Below are 19,169 nucleotides of genomic sequence, written 5' to 3' on the forward strand. Positions count from 1 at the left end.
GCCGCCGCCGTCGCGCGCTCCGTCAGGATAGCTCACCCGAATATTTCTCGAGGAGGTGCCAGGCCTCGTTGCCGAACTTCTCGTGCCACTCGGCGTAGAACTTGGCCTTGGCCAGGGCGGCGCGGAACGAGGCAATGTCGGGTTTGTTGAAGACCAGGCCCTTCTTCTCGAGATCGGCCTGCAGGCTCTGGTTGAGGCGCAGGTTCTCCTTGCGTTGGTCGAGCGCGGCACGGTTGATGTTGCGCGCCACGATCTCCTGCAGGTCCTTGGGCATGCGATCGAAGGCGCGGGTATTTGCGAGGCACAAGTAGCCGTCCCACATGTGGTTGGTGAGCGAGCAGAATTTCTGCACCTCGTAGAGCTTGGCGGTATCGATCGAGACCAGCGGCGTCTCCTGGCCGTCGACCACCTTGGTCTGCAGCGCCGAGTAGACCTCACTGAAGTTGATGGCGGCGGGCGCCGCGCCAAAGGCCTTGAACATCGAGGTCCAGAGCGGACTGACCGGCACGCGGATCTTGAAGCCCGACAGGTCGGCTGCCGAAGCGATGGGCTTGGTGCCGCTGGTGATCTGGCGGAAGCCGCCGTCCCAGATCTTGTCCATGGGCGTGAGGTTGCGCTGGCGGATCTCCCGCCGCACCAGTGCGCCGAGGTCACCATCCATCGCCGCCCAAGCGGTCTCCGAATCCTTGAAGGCGAAGCCCAGCCCGGTGATCGCCGCCACGCTCACCAGCGACGACAGGATCAGGGGCGAGCTGGTGAAGAACTCGAGCGCACCAGAGCGCAGTTGCGATAGCATGTCGGTGTCGCCGCCGAGCGCGCTGTTGGCGAAGACGCTGATCTCCACCCGGCCGTTGGTCTCCGCCTTGATGCGTTCCACCGCCTGCTGGAAGCCGACCGTGACCGGATGATTTGCCGGAACCTGGTTGCCGTACTTGAACGTGAACTCAGCGGCGCGTGACTTGAGAGGAAACAGGGCGACCACGGGCGCCGCGAGGCCGGCATTGGCGAGCTTCAAGAGTCTGCGACGCGTCGCTTTCATGGACCATTTCCTCATGGGTTCCCCTGAAGAAGCGGAACGCACAGACGATATGGAACGGTGTCTCTGCATAAAAGAGATAGTTTGTCATAATATTCCATCTCTTCTTCGCATGTTTCGCAAAGAGATCGAAGCGCGTGGTTTTCGCGGAACGACGCGTCCGGCGGCAGTTGCGCCCCTTCGGGACTACGCTGTCGTACCTTGTCGCAGGCGCCGCACCCTTGACTGCCTCCATCAGACAGTCCGGCACGACTACGCCGCGAGACGGGCGGCGATCTTGTCCAGGGATTCGAGTTCGTCGATCGGCCCGAGCGCGGCGAGCGTGAGCTCGCCCTGCAGGAGCCGGCGCACGACCCGCTGCACGGCCGCCTGATCGACCGCCTCGATGCGGGTCACGATCTCGGCATAGGGAATCGGCCGGCCATGGATGATGAGGTGACGGGCCGCCTGCTCCGAGCGCGCGCCGCTCGATTCCAGTGCCATCAGCGTGCCGGCCTTGATCTGGTTGCGCGCGCGCACCAGCTCGGCCTCGCTGAGCGTATCGGCGACGCCGGCGAATTCCTCGCACACCGCCGGCGCCAGCTCGCCGAGATCGTCCTCGCCCGTGCCGGCATAGATGCCGAACAGGCCGCCGTCGGCATAGGCGGTGTTGAAGCAGTGGATGCCGTAGACCAGCCTCCGCTCCTCGCGGATGCGCTGGAACAGGCGCGAGGACATGCCGCCAGGGGAACCGCATCATTATAGACGCGGATATACCCGGCCAGTTGGGCCGCTTGGCGCGTCGGGTTCTGCGCCGCAGCCGCCGGCGCTGGGCTGGCATTTTCGGCCGTGGCAATCGAGTGGCCGACCACGGCCGCGACGGTTTTGCGGACAAAAGCCTTTCCGATCACATGCGAACTGCGGGCAACAAATGCCGATCTGCTGCCATTAATACGGCACCGCCGGGGTACAGGTGTCGCGTCTAGTCGTCCAAGGTCTGTTGGCCGGGTCTCTCGATCGTCCGCGGGTCTTGCCAAGTGAATCAGGGACGCGGCGCCTGCAGTGGCGGTACGTTGTGTGTGTGGGCACAAATACCGCGGATCCGGTGAACCGCATTGTGCGGCAGGCGGCTCCCAATCCGTGCGTTTGGCGTGCTTTACAGTCGGAAGTCTGCGTTTGGACGAAACTCTTCGCAGTACGGTGACCGCCGCCAATAGCTCGGAACATACCGGCCGCTATGACGAAGGTAGTGGATCTGCTCACGGAGGGCGCTCGTGTCGTCGCGCGGGTGAAATTGCTGGCGTCGGACATGCAAGCCAAATGGGAGCAGCTGCGCAAAGCGCGCACCGGCCTTCAGCGTCAGCGCGCCGAACTGCTTGCGGTAGGGAAGGAAGTTTCAAACGAGCTCGGTAATCTCAAGGGACTGAGAAAGCGCCTCCGCGCCGAGCTGAGCGAAAGCAACGACATCGAAGAAGGCCCGGCGGCCGATGGTTTCGCGCAGATGGAAGCAGAGATCGAGGCGATGATCGCTTCGTACTGGCGGCCCGACCATGAAATGCCCACGGATCTCGAAGAGCTGATCCGCGTGCTCGACACACTCGACATCCGGGCGGGTTTGCAAACCTCGCACGACGGTGTGAGTATCTGGATCAGCGATCGGAATTACCGAACCCGACACGAGTGTCTCGTCCAACGAGACCGGAGTGGACTCATTCCGGGAGTCGCTACGGTCGCGCAGTGCCTTCATGAAGCAGCGATGCAGCTGTTTCCCAAGTATGCAAGCCTGCACAAGGCTCAGCCGCAAAGGCCCGCCACGAACCGCCGAGGCTAGCGTGTCGCGCCATCAGGGCCTGATATAGGACCAGCCCTGCTCCTGCAGCTCCATCAAGCGAACGACGCCTGACTTGACGAGCTTGGCCTGTGAGACGAGGCGAATCTCCTTGTTCTCCGCCTTGTGCATGTTTTCCTGCGTGTTGCTGCAGGCCTGGAATGATATCGAAGGTTTCGTCTCGGCGATCGTTTTGATGCGATCCTTCACGGGTGACGTGTCCTCTCGCAACATGTGCAGGCCAGCGCCGAAAACGACAACCTCGATTTCCACCTTCTCGCCGCGGTTCTTGTAATACTCCTCGACGTTGGTGGCGTTGTTGAGCGCAAGATTCAAAGCGACTGGCTCAGCACTGTTCACCTGAATTGCGAGCCGATGCACCTTGCCGGCAGAGATTGAGAGGCGCGCATTAGGCTCACTTGTTTCATTTGCGGCCAGCGGCACCATGAGCAGCAACCCTGCAAGGCACACGACAGCTGTCTGCATGGTTTGTCGAAAGAACATCATTTCGACCTCCCTTGCTGTTCGCCTCTACTGAACTCTGGCTCCAGCCCGCTTGCGCCCGGCCATCGGCAGGGACGGGCGAGGCGGCCCAGGGTCGACTTGAGCGCTGGAAGAGCATAGCGGCTCTCCAGCGTCGGACCGGGACGGGCAGTGATGCGGAAAACGAGGGTGCCCTCGGCGGGCAACGCCTGCAGCAAACCGACGACGTCGCCCTTGAGTGCAATGCCTCTTCCCGAGGGCGGCGCCATGACGGCGACCTGCACCGGACGATCGTCGTCGATGCTGTAAGAGATCGCATAGTCTTCGGGTTGACCCATCACCGATACGCCACTGAACACGGCATCGGTCCGTCCACGTCGACACTGGATCGAAAGCTTGATGGGTGACCCCCAGATCGCATCCTTCGACTCCTCGGTCGCGATAGCCACTGGAGAATAGTCGACCGGAGACGTCGTCTCGCTGACCAGCCAAGTGGCAGGCATGGCTGGCCGCGAATCCAATCGTGCCGTCCCGGCGGCCGTTGCCGCCGTATATGGACTCATGGGCGGCGTCGCTGTCGGAATCGCTTTCGCTGCCTCCATAGGCTGCGCGCGGACTGGCGGTAGGCTCGCAACCGAATTGGTGGCGGGACCATGCGCGGTCGGCGGATCGGTTGGTGAGGAGGCGGCCACGCTGGAGGATGCAGGTGGAGCCGGCGTCGCATCCGTCGCCACGGTGCTGAATGACGGGCTCGACGGTGGCGTCACGCTCGGTGGTGCTGTCCTGGCGGCCGCTCGTTCAGGCGCAGGTTCCGAGGGCGGCATGCTGGCCGTCGCGCTTGACGACAACGGCCCGTCGTGCGCCCTGACGCGTGCTGGATCGCCGAACGGCGGGAGTGTTAGCGGGCGTGTGTCGGTCGCCGCGATGTTGAGCATCTGCTCGGTCGCACGTTCGACCAATACGGGCTCGACCAGCGTGGGGTCCAGCAGGCTGGGCTCGATGATGGCGGTTGTGCCGGACCCGGGCCTGCTCGACGAAGGCAAACTCGATGACGCCGGGCTTGTCACGGCCGTTGCCCGGGCACTCGCGGCACCGGTGCCGGTTGCCATCGGACGCGATGTCGGGGGCACGACGGCCCCGGCGCTTCCGCTTATCGAAGGGCCTGGCGTCGCCGCCGTCGGGTCGGGTATCGGCGGCACGGTGATTTCACGTGAAATCCTTTCCAGGCAGTCGACGCGTTCGAGGATCGGCAGTTGCGCGCAGGCTTGGATCTTCTCCTTCATGGTCCCGGTCGGGCCTTGCGCCAGGGCAAGGCCGGAGGGCGCGGCCGCGAGGACCACGCAGATCCAGGCGGGCTTCATGGCTTCACCTGTGCGCCGCGAGATCGGCCTTCCAGCCACTCCTGCGCCGCCGGGAACCGATCGAGCCCGGGAACCGTCGCGCTTACGTCGAGTGTCTGCCACTGCGGGTCGAACCCTGGTGCCCGCAGCTTGTCGACTCGGCGATAGAGATAGTCGATGAAGCGCGCGACTCGCTGATATCGGTTGGAGCCGGGCGGCCAATTGTACGCGACTAAGGCCGTCGGCACCGCGACGGTCTCGATGCGTTCTCCTTGCTTGATTAGCGCAGGATAGTCGGCTCGCTCGAGCTGGGCCGGCAGGTAGTAATCTTCGAACCGCTTGTCATAGGGCACGGGCAGGAACTTGAAGCCCGGCGGCCAGGTGCCGCGTGTAAAGGCGTCGACGGGCTTCGACGTGACGAACACGACTGCCGCCATACCGTCTTCGCCTTTGCGCAGCTGCTGCAGCGCTATCTGATGCGGTATGAAGGTCTTTTCGATGTCGATACCCAACCGGCTCAGCATCAGGGGGCCGGAGTAGGCCGCAGCGGTGCCCGGCGTGTTGAAGTTCACCTTCCTGCCAGCGAGCTCTTGCAAGCTCTGGATCTCCGGTCGCACCAGCACATGCAGTTCGGACGGGAAGAGGCTGAAGAGATAGGCGATGTGCCGACGGATATCAGGGAATTCGGTTCGGTATTCCTCCAGGACGTCGGCGTTTATCATCGCAAGGTCGACGCCGCGCAGATAGAGCAGCGCATTGACGTTCTCGGTTGGGCCGCGTGTCACGATGGGCAGCACATGCATGTTCGACCCATCGTCGACCACGCGCGCGATCTCAGTCGCAAGCCTGAGCGGAGCGCCTTCAATGCGCCCGGCCGCCAATCCGACGGTCCAGGCGTTGACGCGTTCTTGGTGCGCCTCGTACGTCATCGGGCGCCGCGGTATCGTTTGGGTTTGCGCCTTGGCTGAAGCTGCTTGCAGCGCAATCAGAGCCGTCGCTGATGCCATCAGCCGACGGCGCGTGCAGTTGGCGAATCTCGTGATCATGAGCACCTCCTGTCAGCAGGTCGGAAACTTTTCGGCGTTGTGCAGCAAGTCGACGGCCTGGGTAAGCTTGTGCTGGATCTCGTAGGCGAGCTGGCACAACGCATCGACTTCCTCCCCTCCGATTTCTTGCGGCGGCGTCGCAGCAAGTGTTATCGACAGGGCGAAACTCAGCGCCCGGGACTCTTCCACGAGCGGCACCGCCTGGGAGAGGTAGGAGCAAGGCATGTCTAGGTCTCGCGAAAACTGCGCCACAGCGCGTCGCGGAACGGCTTGCTCAGGTAGTCAATCATCGTCCGCCGCTCGGTCACGATCAGTACTTCCGCCGGCATGCCGGGAATGAGTTCGACTGTGGGAGCCAGCTTGATCACGAGGCTCCGGTCGATCGCGACGCGCGCCAGGTAGTATGGCTGGTGCGTGGTTTCGTCCATCAGCCTGTCGGCCGAGACGGTACGGACGGTGCCGGCGATGGTGGGCACGGTGCGGCTAGAATATGCCGTCAGGCGCACCTTGGCCTCTAGCCCGCTATGGACGCTCTTCACGTCCGTCGGTTGCAGTCGCGCCTCGATGATCAGTTCGTCGCCCGCCGGAACGATGCTCATGATCGGCTCGCCGCGCTGGACGACGCCGCCGATCGTCCTGAACTTGACGTCGGCCACAGTTCCATTCACGGGTGCGACCACGACGGTTCGCCTCACCACATCGGCGCTTGCCTGCAGCTTCTCGTTCATCTCGGCCAGCTCGGCGCGCACCTTGTCCTGTTCGCCCGCGATCTGGTCGGCGCGTTCCGCCTCCACGCCGAGGACCTGCATCTTGGTTTCGCCGATCTGCTGCTGGGCCTTGGCGATTTCGGCAATGTATTCGGCCCGCTTGCCGGCAATTTCTGCGTCCGTGCGCTTCAGGCGCAGCGCTTCTGGTTTCGGGACCAGGCCGCGGCCCAACAGGTATTCCTTGGCGCGCAGCTCCTCGGATACGAAATCGATCTGCCGGGTCGTGCTCTCGACCTGTGATTCGTAGCCCTTGATCTGATGCAACAGTTGCTCGATACGCTGAGCCAGGATGTCGAGGCGCGATGCGTGGGTGGACCGACGCGTCTCGAATATCTCCTGCTGCGCCATCACGACGCTTCTGACCTGCAGATCGGTGGCCTGCAACTCGGGTGGCAGCTGGATGCGGCTGGCGTTCCCCTTCTCGGCTTCCAGTCGAACCTTGCGGGCCAGCAACGACAGGCGCTGCTGCACCAGCTGCTCGTGTGCGGCGCGTGCCTGCGTGCTCTCGAGCACCGCCAGTGGCTTCCCGGCCTCGACCTTCTCGCCCTCGTGAACGGGCAGTTCGGCGATGATGCCGCCTTCCAGATGCTGGATCGTCTTCTTGCCGCTGTCCGGGTTGATCACGCCGGGAGCGATGGCGCCGCCGTCGAGATGGACGAAGCCGCCCCAGCCCGCGAACGCCGCTCCGAAAATCAGGATCAGCAGGATGCCGAGCCGCGCAGGGGCGCGTATCTCGGGTTTGCGCGGCGCGAAAGTCACGGCTGTCGAGGAGAGCCGTGCTAACTGCGGGGGAATGCGCTCGACATAGTAGGTCATGACGCTTCCGCCATTGCCTTGGTGTTGCTGTTTGCCCCACTTGCGGGAACGGTGCCGCCCGGGGACAGGCGGCGGGGCGCCTTTTCGCCGCCGTCGGTCGGCAGTGGCTCGGTGGCCTTGGCCTTCAATGCCTCGAGGACGTGATCGCGCTCGCCGAACATCACGGCCCGCCCTCCCTGCAGGAAAAGGACCTTGTCGGCGACGGACAAGGTCGATGGGCGATGGCCCACGATGACCAGGGCGACGGCGGCGCGCTTGAGGTTGTCGATCGCCTCGGCAAGCGCGGCTTCGCCCGCCTGATCGAGGTTGGCATTGGGCTCATCGAGCACGATGAAGCGTGGGTTTCCGAAGACCGCGCGCGCAAGACCGATCCGCTGACGCTGCCCGCCCGACAGCCGCACGCCGCCATCGCCGATGGGCGTGTCGTAGCCTTGCGGAAAGTGCTGGATCATGTCGTGTGCATGAGCGAGCTGCGCCGCTTTCACGACCGCCGCGTCGTCCGCTTCCTGCATGCGTGCGATGTTGTCGCGCACGGTTCCGGGGAACAGCTCGACATCCTGGGGCAGGAAGCCGATGTGCCGGCCGATCTGCTCGCTGTCCCAATGGTGAATGGGCGAGCCGTCCAGCCTGATCTCGCCTACGTTGGGCACTGCCAGTCCGACCATCAACCGGCACAATGTGCTCTTGCCTGCTCCGGAGGGGCCGATGATGGCCAGCGCCTCGCCCGGTTCGACCGCGCACGACACCTGGCTCAGGATGAGATGCGCCGTGACGGGCGTAAGGTAGGTGAGGTCTGCCACCTCGACTTTTCCTTTGGGTGTTGGCAGCAAAGTGCGTGTCGGCGGCGGCGGATTGGCGTCAATGGCCGTCTTCAGGCGATCGTACGAAAAACGCGCGCCCATAAAGTTGCGCCACATGGAGATAGCGAGCTCCACCGGCGCCAGGGCCCGCCCGAGCAGGATGGAGGCGGCGATCATCGACCCGGACGTCAGCTCCGAACGGACCACCAGCCAAGCGCCGACTCCCAGGATCGCGACCTGCACGAAGAACCGCACGAACTTGGTCATCGCGAGCACATAGCCGCCGATATCGCCCGCCTTCCGCGTGCCCTCCACGACTGCACCGTTGATCGACGCCCAGCGTCGCGTCATGGCCCGTAACATGTGCATCGCCTGAACGATCTCAGCATTGCGGATGGTGACATCGGCGAGCAGAGTCGCCTCGATCTGCTTCTTGTTCGATGTCTCGGTCGCCTTGCGCGTGGCGAATTCGTTGGCGATGCTGAGCAGGAACAACACCACGGCCGCGCCGACAGCGACGCTGCCCAGCAGCGGATGAAGAATCCAGATCAGGCCGACGAAGATCGGCACCCATGGCGCGTCGAAGAAGGCCGTCAGGCCCTGCGTTGCGACGAAATTCTGGATTTGCGAAATGTCACGCAGATGCTCGACGCCGGCACTTTCTCCGATCAGTCGACCGCGTACGCCGCAGGCGAGATAGGCCGGGCCGAGCTGCTCGTTCAGCCAGCAGCCGATGCGGATAGTGACCGACGTGCGCAGCGTGTCGAGGGCGCACATGACCGCGAGGCCGACCGTCGCCATCAGCGTCAGCATCACCAGTGTCTCGATGCTGCCCGTGGTGAGAACCCTGTCATAGACCTGCAGCATGTAGATGGGCGACACCAGCATGAGGAGGTTGATCATCAGGCTGAACAGCGCGCAGACGCCGAACGCCGAACGGCAGGCCCAGATCGCTTCCGCAAGTTCGGTCCGATCGGTCGAGCGGTGGTCGGTGGAAGGGCGTCGGTCGGACGATCTCAGCGGCATGGTCGAACCTGCGCGGAACCTGGTGGATGAGCGGCGCCGGAAATCTCCTACCTTGAGAGCTTGAAACTGTGTCGTCCGCCCGTTGCGGCCGTTGAGCCTGCAGCGCCGTTGGTTGGACCCGTCTCTGTCTGGGCGACGCTCGAGATGCGCCCGCTTCCCGTGGCCACACTGCGAGCGCGGCTGCGGATCCCGCTGCCGTCGGCACGCGCGGCTCTCAGCTCGAGAAGGATGGTCTCGCTTTCGTTGCCTGCTTGGAGACGGACCGTTTGGCCGTCGACTCGATAGTGCGGGCGCATGCTGATCACCTTGTTCCGCTGACGTTTCGAGCGCCGGCAGCGGTCATCCCGCTGCCGGCAACTGTCCGTTCGATCAGTGGTGCCAGACGAAGTGTGCGCCATTGGTGGCGGACAGCGATTCGGAGACCGAACTCGAGCCGACCCCCTGAACGGCCGTCGTCTGAGTGAGTGTCTCGGTCGTCGAGTTCGGGCCGATTGCATCCGCGGTAGCGTTTGCCAGGGCAGAATTGCCAACGACATACGCGCGCACGTCAATCGACTTGTCGATGTCGACATTCTCGCGAACGTTCACGTTCTTCAGAAAGCTGACGTCAAAGGTCATCTCACTCTCCTGTTTTGTTCGACAACGGCCGGTTCAATTATCGCGCCGGCCGCACGACACAGGCTACGAACCGCGATTCGCGGCAGCAAAGGTTCATCGGGTCGATTGCCTTTCGGCCTAGCGCGTACGACTTTGGTGTATGGTCTGGGAGGTTCGGTCATTCGGATGCCGACTGGCGAATCGACCATTGCCTCTTGGGTTGTTGAAATCCCATGCGCGTGTTCACGCCGCGAAAAGGGGCCGGTCAGGAATCAGCGAGCGACGAGGCTACCGAGCCTCGCAGCCCGCGATTGCCGCCCCGAAAGCCTCTTAGAGCAGACCGTGTAGCGACGGCGCCGTCAGCCCGTATCCGGAGAGGGCGCTGCTGTCGCCATAAGACGACGCGCCCGTGATCGAAACATCGACCGATACCGACGTCGGCCCGTAAGGATAGTCGACCGACCACGTCGAAGTATGAGAGCTGGAGATGTTCCCTCCGGACGCAAAGCCCGCAGTGGAGGCGCTCGTTTGGGGAGTCGAGGGCGCCGTATCCTGGGCAACGGCAACGGCGGCGCCATACCCGACTGCGGTCCCGGACCAAGCCGCGCTGCTCGACACCGTTGACGCGGTTGTCGTATCGCCAAGTGCCGTTGCTTTGCTGGTGAGTCCAGCCGAGTACGAGGATCGGGACACGGCGTGATCTCCCTCTTTTGGCCGCGATCAGTATTGGATTGCGCTACCTTCAGACTGCGACCAGTGCCGTCGCATCGACGAACGAGAACTGGTTTTCGACCGTGATTGCCGTAGCGGACGTGGCAACCGCCGTGTGATCCCCATGGGCATCTGCGGCCGCTGACACCGCGGCGACATTGCCCGGGCCAGCTCCTGTCCCCGACAGGTGGTCATTATCCGATTGCTGGACATGGACCACCATGGGGCCGTGTGATGAATTGCCGGGATTGTCGATGGCGACATAGCGGAGGATCGACAGGGCCGTCGCATCGGAGCCGTCCAGCGTATCGACGCTCCTTTCATGCACCACGATACGGTCGGCATTCGACACGAACAGGAAAGTCGTGGCGTCGGCGATAGGGCCGGTATCGGCCGATGTAGCCTCGGCTTGAACGATCGCATCGCCCTTGGCGATCGACGCGTGGCCGTTGCCGTGTGCGGTATTCTCAATCGAGATCGTCGCCGAAGTGTTGTTTCCGACTGCAATCGCGGTGCCGCCTATAGCCGTGATGAGGTTTCCGCCGGAATCCGATTGGTCTTGCTTGGGCATGGCCGAGCTCCCCTGATGCGCGTTGGATGCGCCATCTTAGAGTTTATCGTGTCGCCAAGGCCATTGACCTCATGGCCTATGTCTTTGGTGTAGGGTTCCATTCCGCGCCCTCTCCAAAGGGCATAGGTTCTTGCGACGCCCGTCCTTCATGAGCTCCCGTTGCCTCGTTGCCAATCTGTGGCCTCGGCGAAGCGAACCAAAAAGAAAAGTCGGCACAAGGAAATACAGGACTAACTTCAACCCGCCGACAGTGCCTCCATTTTCTTGTTTCAGATAAGAAAGAGGAGTAGGCGTACAGTTCGCAAATTGAACAGAAGCAAGGGGGATTAAGTCCCGAGTGGACTAGGGGGTACAGCTTACAATTGGTGGTTGTCCTTGGGCCCAAAGGTGTCAGCCAATGCTGAACAGCTTGGGGGGGTGTCATGCCTAGCTTGTTGGGGTCATCGGAGGAATCGACTGTCCTCATCGTCGATCCTCTGCCATTGCGGTATCTCGGGCTGATGAGTGTCCTGGAGCGGCTGTCGCCGTACCGCAAGTTCAAGGTTGCATCGCTGGTGCCAGGCGATGCGGAAAAGTGGATCCGTGCCGAGGCAGTCTGCAGTCTCATCATCTACAATGTCGGCGGCGGATCCCTTGCAGATCACAAGCATTTGAAAACCGTCCGGACGCTGCTTCGCACATCGCGGGGAAGCCCGCCTTTGGTCGTGTTCTCCGACAACAACGCTCGCAAGGAGGTGCTTCTCGCGCTGAATGCGGGGGCCCGGGGGTTCATCTATGCCGGTACGGAAGTGCATCTTGCGCAACAGGCGCTCGCCTTCATCCTGGAAGGAGGTTCCTGTTTCACTGCCGTTCAACAGTACCGCGAACGCCTGCCGGAGCCTGCCGCCGTGAGCGTCTTGTCGGACCGGCAATTGCCCCCGGTGGGAGCGGGTCAAGGTGCTGGCGAGACGGTCACCGCGGCATGGGCGAAGCTTGATTTGACCACTAGGCAAAAGGCTGTGCTCGAGCAGCTTACCCATGGGGATTCGAACAAGGCTATTGCGCGCAAGCTGGGGATTCGGGAAGGAACCGTTAAGGTGCATGTTCGGCAGATCATGCGCAAACTTGGCGTCACGAACCGAACACAGGTAGCCATTGTCTGTTCGGGCGGCACGACACTTGAAGGCGGCTCAGAAGGGCCAAAAGACAGATCCGAGATCCAGGCGTCGGGTTCTCAACGCGGGCTCGGGCTCACCCCTCTGCCAAGCTGATGGGCGGCAAAATGCTTCGTCGCGACCGCTAGAGTGCGATCCTCCATTTTCTCGAGCCCCCAGCGCTCGACGCTCCAAGATCAAACGAATATCGCCCGGCTGTGCAAGCGCTGGGCTTTGGGGCGTGCAAGTGGTGACGCGACCGAACCCGATGGCTCGGAATCCCAGGTCGTGGGGTCAGATCCCCTACCTCCTGACGTCCGACGCAGCGGTCTTTAGCTCGGCTGATCTCTACCGCGTTCCGACTCGATGCCCGCTGCAGAGCCATCCGGAGCGCCTCGCCTCCGTCTTGCACCGCGCCCCTGATTGCCCCATCAGACCGGCCGGCACGACTACGCCGCCAGGCGCGCCGCGATTTTTTCGAGAGTCTCCAGTTCGTCGATCGGCCCCAGCGCGGCGAGCGTGAGCTCGCCCTGCAGGAGCCGGCGCGCCACCCGCTGCACGGCCGCCTGATCGACCGCCTCGATGCGGGTCACGATCTCGGCATAGGGGATCGGCCGGCCATGGATGATCAGGTGGCGGGCCGCCTGCTCCGAGCGCGCGCCGCTCGATTCCAGCGCCATCAGCGTGCCGGCCTTGATCTGGTTGCGGGCGCGCACCAGCTCGGCCTCGCTGAGCGTATCGGCGACGCCGGCGAATTCCTCGCACACCGCCGGCACCAGCTCGCCGAGGTCGTCCTCGCCCGTGCCGGCATAGATGCCGAACAGGCCGCCGTCGGCATAGGCGGTGTTGAAGCAGTGGATGCCGTAGACCAGGCCCCGCTCCTCGCGGATGCGCTGGAACAGGCGCGAGGACATGCCGCCGCCGAACAGGGTCGAGTAGACGGCAAGCGCGAAGTAGTCGGGATCGCGATAGCCGATGCCCTGGCAGCCCAGCACCAGGTGGGCCTGCTCGAGCACCCGCGATTCGCGGCCGTCGCCGCCGACATAGGCAAGCGGCACCGGCGGCGTGGCGTTGGCGGGCGTACGGGGCACCGAGCCGAAGTACTTCTCGGCGAGATCGATGATCTGGTTGTTCTCGACACGCCCGGCCGCCGACAGGACCATGTTCGACGCCGTGTAATGGCGGGCGAGGAAGGCGAAGAGATCGTCACGGCCGATCGCCTCGACGGTCTCGGCCGTGCCCAGCACCGGCCGGCCGAGCGGCTGGCCGGGAAAGGCCGTGACCTGGAACTGGTCGAACACCAGGTCGTCGGGCGTGTCGAGCGCCTGGCCGATCTCCTGCAGGATGACGCCGCGCTCGCGCTGCAGCTCGTCGGGATCGAACACCGAGTTGCGCAGGATGTCGGCCACCATCTCGACGCCCAGCGCCACGTCCTCCTTCAGCACCGAGGCATGGTAGGCCGTGATCTCGCGGCCGGTATAGGCGTTCAGGCTGCCGCCGACATTCTCGATCTCCTCGGCGATGGCGCGGGCCGAGCGCGTGCGCGTGCCCTTGAAGGCCATGTGCTCCAGCATGTGCGCCATGCCGTTGAGCTCGGCCGATTCATGGCGCGTGCCGCAGGCGACCCAGATGCCGAGCGCCGCCGATTCGACCTCGGGCATCGCGTCGACCGCGACGCGCAGGCCGTTGGGGAGAGTGGTGACCTTGACGTTGCTCATATCCGTCCTATCGCCTCGCCGCACGAGAAGGTTGCCGCAGTGCCGCCATGCGCTCGTCGATCAGGCTCTTCAGTGTTGCGACATCGTTGGGAAGCCCGTCGACGCGCTCGGTACGCTCCATCAGGTCGGCAAGCCGGGGCGGCAGCGCCGGCCGCTCGCCGACAGCCTTCTCGACGGCATCCGGGAACTTGGCGGGATGCGCCGTCGACAGCACGACCATCGGCACCTTGGGATCGCGCCGGTGCTGCTGGGCCACGGCGTAGCCCACTGCGCTATGGGTATCGAGCGTCACGCCAAACCGCTTGCGGCAGTCGACGATGGCTTTCAGCGTGCCCTCGTCGTCGAGCCGGCCGGCGTCGAACAGCTCGCGCACGCCGCCCAGCGCATTGGCACCGACCTTCAGCGTGCCGCGGCTCCTGAAGCCCGCCATCGCATCAGCCAGCGCCTTGCCGTCGCGGCCGTAGAGGTCGAACAGCAGGCGCTCGAAGTTGCTGGAGATCTGGATGTCCATGCTGGGGCTGTAGGTCGGCACCACGTCGGTCATGGTCATGCCGCCCGCCTCGAAGAAGCGCGCCAGGATGTCGTTGCTGTTGGTCGCCACGACGAAGTGCGAGACCGGCAGGCCCATCTGGCGGGCCGCGTAGCCCGCATAGACGTTGCCGAAATTGCCTGTCGGCACCGTGAAGGCCACGGGGCGCTCCGGCGCGCCGAGCTTCACCGCCGCCCAGAAGTAATAGACGATCTGCGCCATCACGCGGGCGAAGTTGATCGAGTTCACCGCCGTCAGGGCATGACGATCGCGGAAAGCGAGATCGTTGAAGCACGCCTTAGCGAGGTCCTGGCAGTCGTCGAACGTGCCCTCGATGGCGACGTTGTGCACGTTGGGCGCCAGCACCGTCGTCATCTGGCGACGCTGGACCTCGCTCACCCGGCCGTGCGGGAACAGCATGAAGATGTCGATGGTCCTGCGGTCGCGCACCGCCTCGATGGCGGCCGAGCCGGTGTCGCCCGAGGTGGCGCCGACGATGGTGGCGTGCTGCTGCCGCGCCGTCAGCGTGTGATCGAGCATGCGGCCCAAGAGCTGCAGCGCCACGTCCTTGAAGGCGAGCGTCGGGCCGTGGAACAGCTCGAGCAGGTGAAGACCGCTTTCGCCCAACGGCTTCACCGGCGCCACCTCCGGCGTCTCGAACGAGGCATAGGCCTCGCCGATCAGGCGACGGAAGGTCGCCTCGTCGAAGGCATCACCGATGAACGGCCGCATCACCCGATAGGCGACCTCGCCATAGGGCTGGCCCCTGAGGGAAGCGATCTCGGCCTTGGAGAATTGCGGCCATTCGGCCGGCAGGTAGAGGCCGCCGTCGCGGGCGAGGCCCGCGAGCATGACGTCCTCGAAGCCAAGCGGCTGGGGATTTCCCTGCGAGCCGTGGCGCGTGCTGATGTAGCGCAAAAGAAAAACTCCGACTGGGCAGCCCTACGCCACTTGCCTAAGCCACTTGGCGGCAGGGCGCATGATCCTTGCGGACCCTCTTGGTCGAAGCGGGGTGTTTCTCCAGCATCCGCGCCGGGCGCGTCGGACGCTTCACGAGGTCACCGCCGCAATTGGGGCAAAGGCCGCCCAGCCGAGTTCGGGCGCAATCCGCGCAGAACGTGCACTCGTAGGTGCAGATCAGCGCGTCAGGCGCGCCGTTGGGCAGGTCCTTGTCGCAGCATTCGCAGTTGGGGCGGAGATCGAGCATGGCTTCCTCTTACGCCGACAGGTAGCGGGTTTCCAGATGGGCCTTGAAGGCGGCGGTCCCGAGGCGATCGCCGGTCGCCTCGACCAGGACCTGGTCGGTGCTCTCCAATGAGCCCTTGCCGTGCACATTGGCCCGCAGCCAGGCCAGCAAGGGGGCAAAATCGCCCTTGCCGATGGCCTCCATCAGGCCCGGCTCGGCCCGCCGGGCGGCGGCGAAGAGCTGGGCCGCGGCCATCGCGCCCAGGGTATAGGTCGGGAAATAGCCCCAGCCGCCATCCGGCCAATGGATGTCCTGCAGGCAGCCCAGCGCGTCGTCGGGCGGCTCGATGCCCAAAAGATCGCGCATGCCCTCGTTCCAGGCCCCCGGGAGATCGGCGAGCTCGAGGTCGCCTGAAAGCATCGCCCGCTCCAGCCGGTAGCGCAGCATGATGTGCAATGGGTAGGTCACCTCGTCGGCGTCGACGCGGATGTAGCCCGGCGCGACCCGCGTGTAGATCCGATGGATGTTGTCGGCCGTCCAGGCCGGCCCGTCCTTACCGAAGGCGGCGCGCATGCGCGGGGCTGCAAACGCGAGGAAGGCGTCGCTGCGGCAGGCCTGCATCTCCATCAGCAGCGACTGGCTTTCGTGCAAGGCCATGCCGCGCGCATTGCCAACCGGCTGGCGCCGCCAGTCGCGCGGCAGGCCGAGCTCGTAGAGGCCGTGGCCGGTCTCGTGCAGCACGCCCATCAGGGCGCGCGCGAAGTCGGCCTCGTCGTAGCGCGTGGTGATGCGAACGTCGTCGGCCGTGCCGCCGGTGAAGGGGTGCGCCGAGACATCGAGACGACCGTGCGTGAAATCGAAGCCGAGCCGACGGCACATCTCCTCACCGAGCTTGCGCTGCTGCTCGACCGGAAATGGCCCGTCGAGCGCGAGCGGCTTGCCCGCCTTCGCCTGGCGCTCCATGACGCGGCCCAGAAGGTCGGGCAGGAAGGTGCGCAATTCGCCGAACAGCTCGTCGATGCGCGCCGAGCGGCCGCCCGGCTCGAACTCGTCGAGCAGCGCGTCGTAGAGTGAGGTGCCGAGCGCGGCAGCCTTGGCCTCGCCGACGCGGCGCATGACGGCCAGCACCTCACCGAGCATCGGCAGCAGCGACTTGAAATCGGCGTTCTTCTTGGCCTCGCGCCAGACCATCTCGCAAGCCGACGTGGCGCGGGTGCGCGCCTCGACCAGATCGGATGGCAATGCGCTCTCGTGCACCCACAGTCGGCGCATCTCGCGCAGGTTGGCAGCGCGCCATTGGTCGAGGCCCGTGGCCCCCTCCTCCGCCCGCGACAACAGCTCGGGCATGTCGGGTGCGGCGATCATGCCGTGGGCGATGACGCCCAGGGTCGCGAGCTGGTCGGCGCGGTCCTCGCTGGCGCCCGACGGCATCATGGCCGAGCGGTCCCAGTTCAGGATCGAGCTGGCGCGATTGACGGCGCTCAACCGCGCGAAGCGGCGTTCGAGCTCGGCATAGGGATCGTTGGCGATCATGGCGCGTCCTTGGGCTTGACCTTCGTGCGGCCGGCGACGGTGAGGCGGCCGTTCTCCCAGTGATAGGCGAGATAGACGCCGGCCAGCGCCAGCGCGAGCAGGAACCAGGTGATGGCGTACTGCAGATGGTCGTTGGGGATGTCGAGGCGCGTCTGGCCGCCGATCGGCACGCCGCCGGGGTTGGGCGCCGCATCGGCCTCGAGGAAGAAGGTGTCGAGCTTGGGATCGGGCTTGCCGCCCGCCATGCTGCGCATCAGCGGCACGTCGACATGGAACCACACGTTCTTGTCCGGCACGTTCTCGGGCGCGAACTGGCGGCGCTCCTGGTTGCGGCGGACGATGCCGGTGAGATCGACGCGATCGGTCACCTGCCCTTGGGCGCGCTTGGCCGGATCCTTCTGCTCCTGGGGAATCCAGCCGCGGTCGAACAGCACGATGCGGCCGTCGTCCGTCCTGAGCGGCGTCACGACCTGCAGGCCGACCTTGTTCTTGAGGTTGCGTGCGGCGAGGTAGAACTCCTTGTCGTTCAGGAGCGTGCCCGACACGGTCACGCGGCCGTACTCCTGGCGCAGCGGATTGCCGCGCAGCAGCTCGTCGAGCGTGATGGGAGCGGCTGCCTGGTTGACCTCGATGCGATGCAGGATGTCGCGCTTCCATTCGCGGCGCTCCATCTGCCAGAGGCCGAGCCCCAGCGAGACCACGAAGATCGGCAGCGAGATGAGGGTGGGCCACAAGGCTGGCCTGAGCCGGATCATACGCCCTCTCCTATTCGTCCAGCGCCGTCGAGCGATGGGTGTACTGCTGGGCGATCAGCCACGCCTTCAGCACGCGCAGCATCCATACGGCGAGTCCGACGGTGAGCGGTCCCCAGATCAGGACATGCACCCACCACGGCGGCTCGAAGCGGAACTCGACCCAGAACACCAGGATCATGACGATGGCGCCCAGGCCCAGGATGACGAAGACCGCGGGGCCGTCGCCGGCATCGTTGCCGCGCAGGTCGAGGTCGCACTCCGAGCAACGTTCGGCAACGTTCAGCAGACCGGCGAATAGCCGGCCACGGCCGCAGCGCGGGCAGGCCCCGCGCAGGGCGACGTCGACAGGCGATTGCCGCGGCCAATCAGACATCACGTGCCTCCCAAAGGCGAACCGCCGGGGATCACCCGGCGGTTCAAACATAGTCTGTGGCGCTGCGTCAGTGCAGGGCGATCGGCGCCTTGCCCGAGCCCCACCAGTAGATGCAGAAGAACAGGAACAGCCACACCACGTCGACGAAGTGCCAGTACCAAGCGGCGGCCTCGAACCCGAAATGCTGGTTCGGCTTGAACTGGCCGGCCATGGCGCGGAACAGGCAGACCAGCAGGAAGGTCGTGCCGACCAGCACGTGGAAGCCGTGGAAGCCGGTCGCCATGAAGAACGTCGAGGAATAGATGTTCTCACGGAAGCTGAACGGCGCGTTGAAGTACTCGTAGGCCTGGATGCCGGTGAAGCAGATGCCCAAGATCACCGTCAGCGTCAGCCCGCGCACCGCGTCGCGCTTGTTGCCCTCGAGGATCGCATGGTGCGCCCAGGTCACCGTGGTGCCCGACAGCAGCAGGATCAGCGTGTTCATGAAGGGCAGGTCGAACGGCGCGATGACGCTGATGCCCTTGGGCGGCCAGACGCCGCCGGTCGCCTCGGCGCGCACCGGCATCTCCGGCGAGTTCGGGAACAGCGAGGCGTCGAAGAAGGCCCAGAAGAAGGCGGCGAAGAACAGCACCTCCGAGGCGATGAACAGGATCATGCCGTAGCGCAGGCCGAGCTGGACCACCGCCGTGTGGTACTTGCGGGATTCGACGATGACGTCGCTCCACCACCAGAACATCACGGCGAGGATCAGCGCCAGGCCGGGCGCAATGATCCACCACTGCACCGCCTTGACGACGTTGGCGACGCCGGTGCCGAGTATCTCGGGATGCATGCCGAGCCCCGCCCCCAGCGCCAGCAGGAGCGCACCCAGCGCACCCAGCGCCGGCCACGGGCTGGGATCGACCAGATGATAGGGATGCTTGGGAGTGCCGTCGGCCATGA

Annotated in this window: 19 protein-coding genes; 2 read left to right on the forward strand and 17 right to left on the reverse strand. The window is 64.7% G+C overall.

The window, feature by feature from the left end; all coding sequences use genetic code 11:
* Positions 1-22: 22 nt before the first annotated feature.
* A complete protein-coding gene (locus RSO01_RS30000) occupies positions 23-1,039 on the reverse strand; it encodes a TRAP transporter substrate-binding protein (protein WP_147154244.1) in 1,017 nt (338 codons plus the stop codon).
* Positions 1,040-1,288: 249 nt separating this feature from the next.
* The gene (locus tag RSO01_RS30005; protein ID WP_147154245.1) at positions 1,289-1,753 is read right to left on the reverse strand and encodes a M16 family metallopeptidase; all 465 of its coding nucleotides are present in this window, start codon (positions 1,751-1,753) and stop codon (positions 1,289-1,291) included.
* A gap of 511 nt (positions 1,754-2,264) precedes the next feature.
* On the opposite strand from RSO01_RS30005, the gene RSO01_RS30010 reads away from it, so the two are divergent.
* Positions 2,265-2,846 (forward strand): hypothetical protein, encoded by a 582-nt coding sequence (locus tag RSO01_RS30010; protein ID WP_147154246.1) that lies wholly within the window; start codon positions 2,265-2,267, stop codon positions 2,844-2,846.
* A 12-nt stretch (positions 2,847-2,858) separates the two neighbouring features.
* On the opposite strand, the gene RSO01_RS30015 is transcribed toward RSO01_RS30010, so the two are convergent.
* From RSO01_RS30015 to RSO01_RS30045, 8 genes are all read right to left on the reverse strand, one after another.
* Positions 2,859-3,350 (reverse strand): DsrE family protein, encoded by a 492-nt coding sequence (locus RSO01_RS30015; RefSeq protein WP_147154247.1) that lies wholly within the window; start codon positions 3,348-3,350, stop codon positions 2,859-2,861.
* Positions 3,347-4,687 carry a hypothetical protein gene (locus tag RSO01_RS30020; RefSeq protein WP_147154248.1) on the reverse strand — a complete coding sequence of 447 codons (1,341 nt, stop codon included), beginning with the start codon at positions 4,685-4,687 and terminating at the stop codon, positions 3,347-3,349. The genes RSO01_RS30015 and RSO01_RS30020 overlap by 4 nt, the downstream gene beginning before the upstream one ends.
* Positions 4,684-5,712 (reverse strand): TAXI family TRAP transporter solute-binding subunit, encoded by a 1,029-nt coding sequence (locus RSO01_RS30025; protein ID WP_147154249.1) that lies wholly within the window; start codon positions 5,710-5,712, stop codon positions 4,684-4,686. Before RSO01_RS30025 ends, RSO01_RS30020 begins: the two co-directional genes overlap by 4 nt.
* A 12-nt stretch (positions 5,713-5,724) precedes the next feature.
* The gene (locus RSO01_RS47605) at positions 5,725-5,901 is read right to left on the reverse strand and encodes a hypothetical protein (protein ID WP_170303455.1); all 177 of its coding nucleotides are present in this window, start codon (positions 5,899-5,901) and stop codon (positions 5,725-5,727) included.
* Positions 5,902-5,939: 38 nt separating this feature from the next.
* Positions 5,940-7,295 carry an HlyD family type I secretion periplasmic adaptor subunit gene (locus tag RSO01_RS30030; protein ID WP_147154250.1) on the reverse strand — a complete coding sequence of 452 codons (1,356 nt, stop codon included), beginning with the start codon at positions 7,293-7,295 and terminating at the stop codon, positions 5,940-5,942.
* Positions 7,292-9,121, reverse strand: a complete 1,830-nt coding sequence (locus tag RSO01_RS30035) for a type I secretion system permease/ATPase (protein WP_147154251.1) — start codon at positions 9,119-9,121, stop codon at positions 7,292-7,294. The genes RSO01_RS30030 and RSO01_RS30035 overlap by 4 nt, the downstream gene beginning before the upstream one ends.
* Before the next feature lie 369 nt (positions 9,122-9,490).
* Entirely contained in the window at positions 9,491-9,739 is a 249-nt protein-coding gene (locus RSO01_RS30040) for a hypothetical protein (protein WP_147154252.1), read from the reverse strand.
* Positions 9,740-10,460: 721 nt separating this feature from the next.
* A complete protein-coding gene (locus RSO01_RS30045; protein WP_147154253.1) occupies positions 10,461-11,000 on the reverse strand; it encodes a hypothetical protein in 540 nt (179 codons plus the stop codon).
* A gap of 500 nt (positions 11,001-11,500) precedes the next feature.
* Here RSO01_RS30045 and RSO01_RS30050 point away from each other — a divergent pair, with 500 nt between their 5' ends.
* Positions 11,501-12,250 (forward strand): response regulator transcription factor, encoded by a 750-nt coding sequence (locus RSO01_RS30050; RefSeq protein ID WP_218037499.1) that lies wholly within the window; start codon positions 11,501-11,503, stop codon positions 12,248-12,250.
* A 332-nt stretch (positions 12,251-12,582) separates the two neighbouring features.
* On the opposite strand, the gene RSO01_RS30055 is transcribed toward RSO01_RS30050, so the two are convergent.
* From RSO01_RS30055 to RSO01_RS30085, 7 genes are all read right to left on the reverse strand, one after another.
* Positions 12,583-13,851: a M16 family metallopeptidase gene (locus tag RSO01_RS30055; protein WP_147154255.1), complete on the reverse strand. Its 1,269-nt coding sequence runs from the start codon at positions 13,849-13,851 to the stop codon at positions 12,583-12,585.
* 7 nt (positions 13,852-13,858) lie between these two features.
* Positions 13,859-15,298, reverse strand: coding sequence for a threonine synthase (gene thrC / locus RSO01_RS30060; RefSeq protein WP_147154256.1), 1,440 nt, complete (start codon positions 15,296-15,298; stop codon positions 13,859-13,861).
* A 37-nt stretch (positions 15,299-15,335) separates the two neighbouring features.
* Positions 15,336-15,587: a DUF1272 domain-containing protein gene (locus tag RSO01_RS30065; protein WP_147154257.1), complete on the reverse strand. Its 252-nt coding sequence runs from the start codon at positions 15,585-15,587 to the stop codon at positions 15,336-15,338.
* Positions 15,588-15,596: 9 nt separating this feature from the next.
* Entirely contained in the window at positions 15,597-17,099 is a 1,503-nt protein-coding gene (locus RSO01_RS30070) for a carboxypeptidase M32 (protein WP_147154258.1), read from the reverse strand.
* The gene (locus RSO01_RS30075) at positions 17,096-17,854 is read right to left on the reverse strand and encodes an SURF1 family protein (protein WP_147154259.1); all 759 of its coding nucleotides are present in this window, start codon (positions 17,852-17,854) and stop codon (positions 17,096-17,098) included. The genes RSO01_RS30070 and RSO01_RS30075 overlap by 4 nt, the downstream gene beginning before the upstream one ends.
* 10 nt (positions 17,855-17,864) lie before the next feature.
* Entirely contained in the window at positions 17,865-18,227 is a 363-nt protein-coding gene (locus RSO01_RS30080) for a DUF983 domain-containing protein (RefSeq protein WP_147154260.1), read from the reverse strand.
* A 67-nt stretch (positions 18,228-18,294) separates the two neighbouring features.
* A complete protein-coding gene (locus RSO01_RS30085; protein WP_147154261.1) occupies positions 18,295-19,167 on the reverse strand; it encodes a cytochrome c oxidase subunit 3 in 873 nt (290 codons plus the stop codon).
* Between the last annotated feature and the right edge of the window lie 2 nt (positions 19,168-19,169).

Source organism: Reyranella soli (genome assembly GCF_007992495.1).
In the GTDB taxonomy this organism is placed as follows: domain Bacteria; phylum Pseudomonadota; class Alphaproteobacteria; order Reyranellales; family Reyranellaceae; genus Reyranella; species Reyranella soli.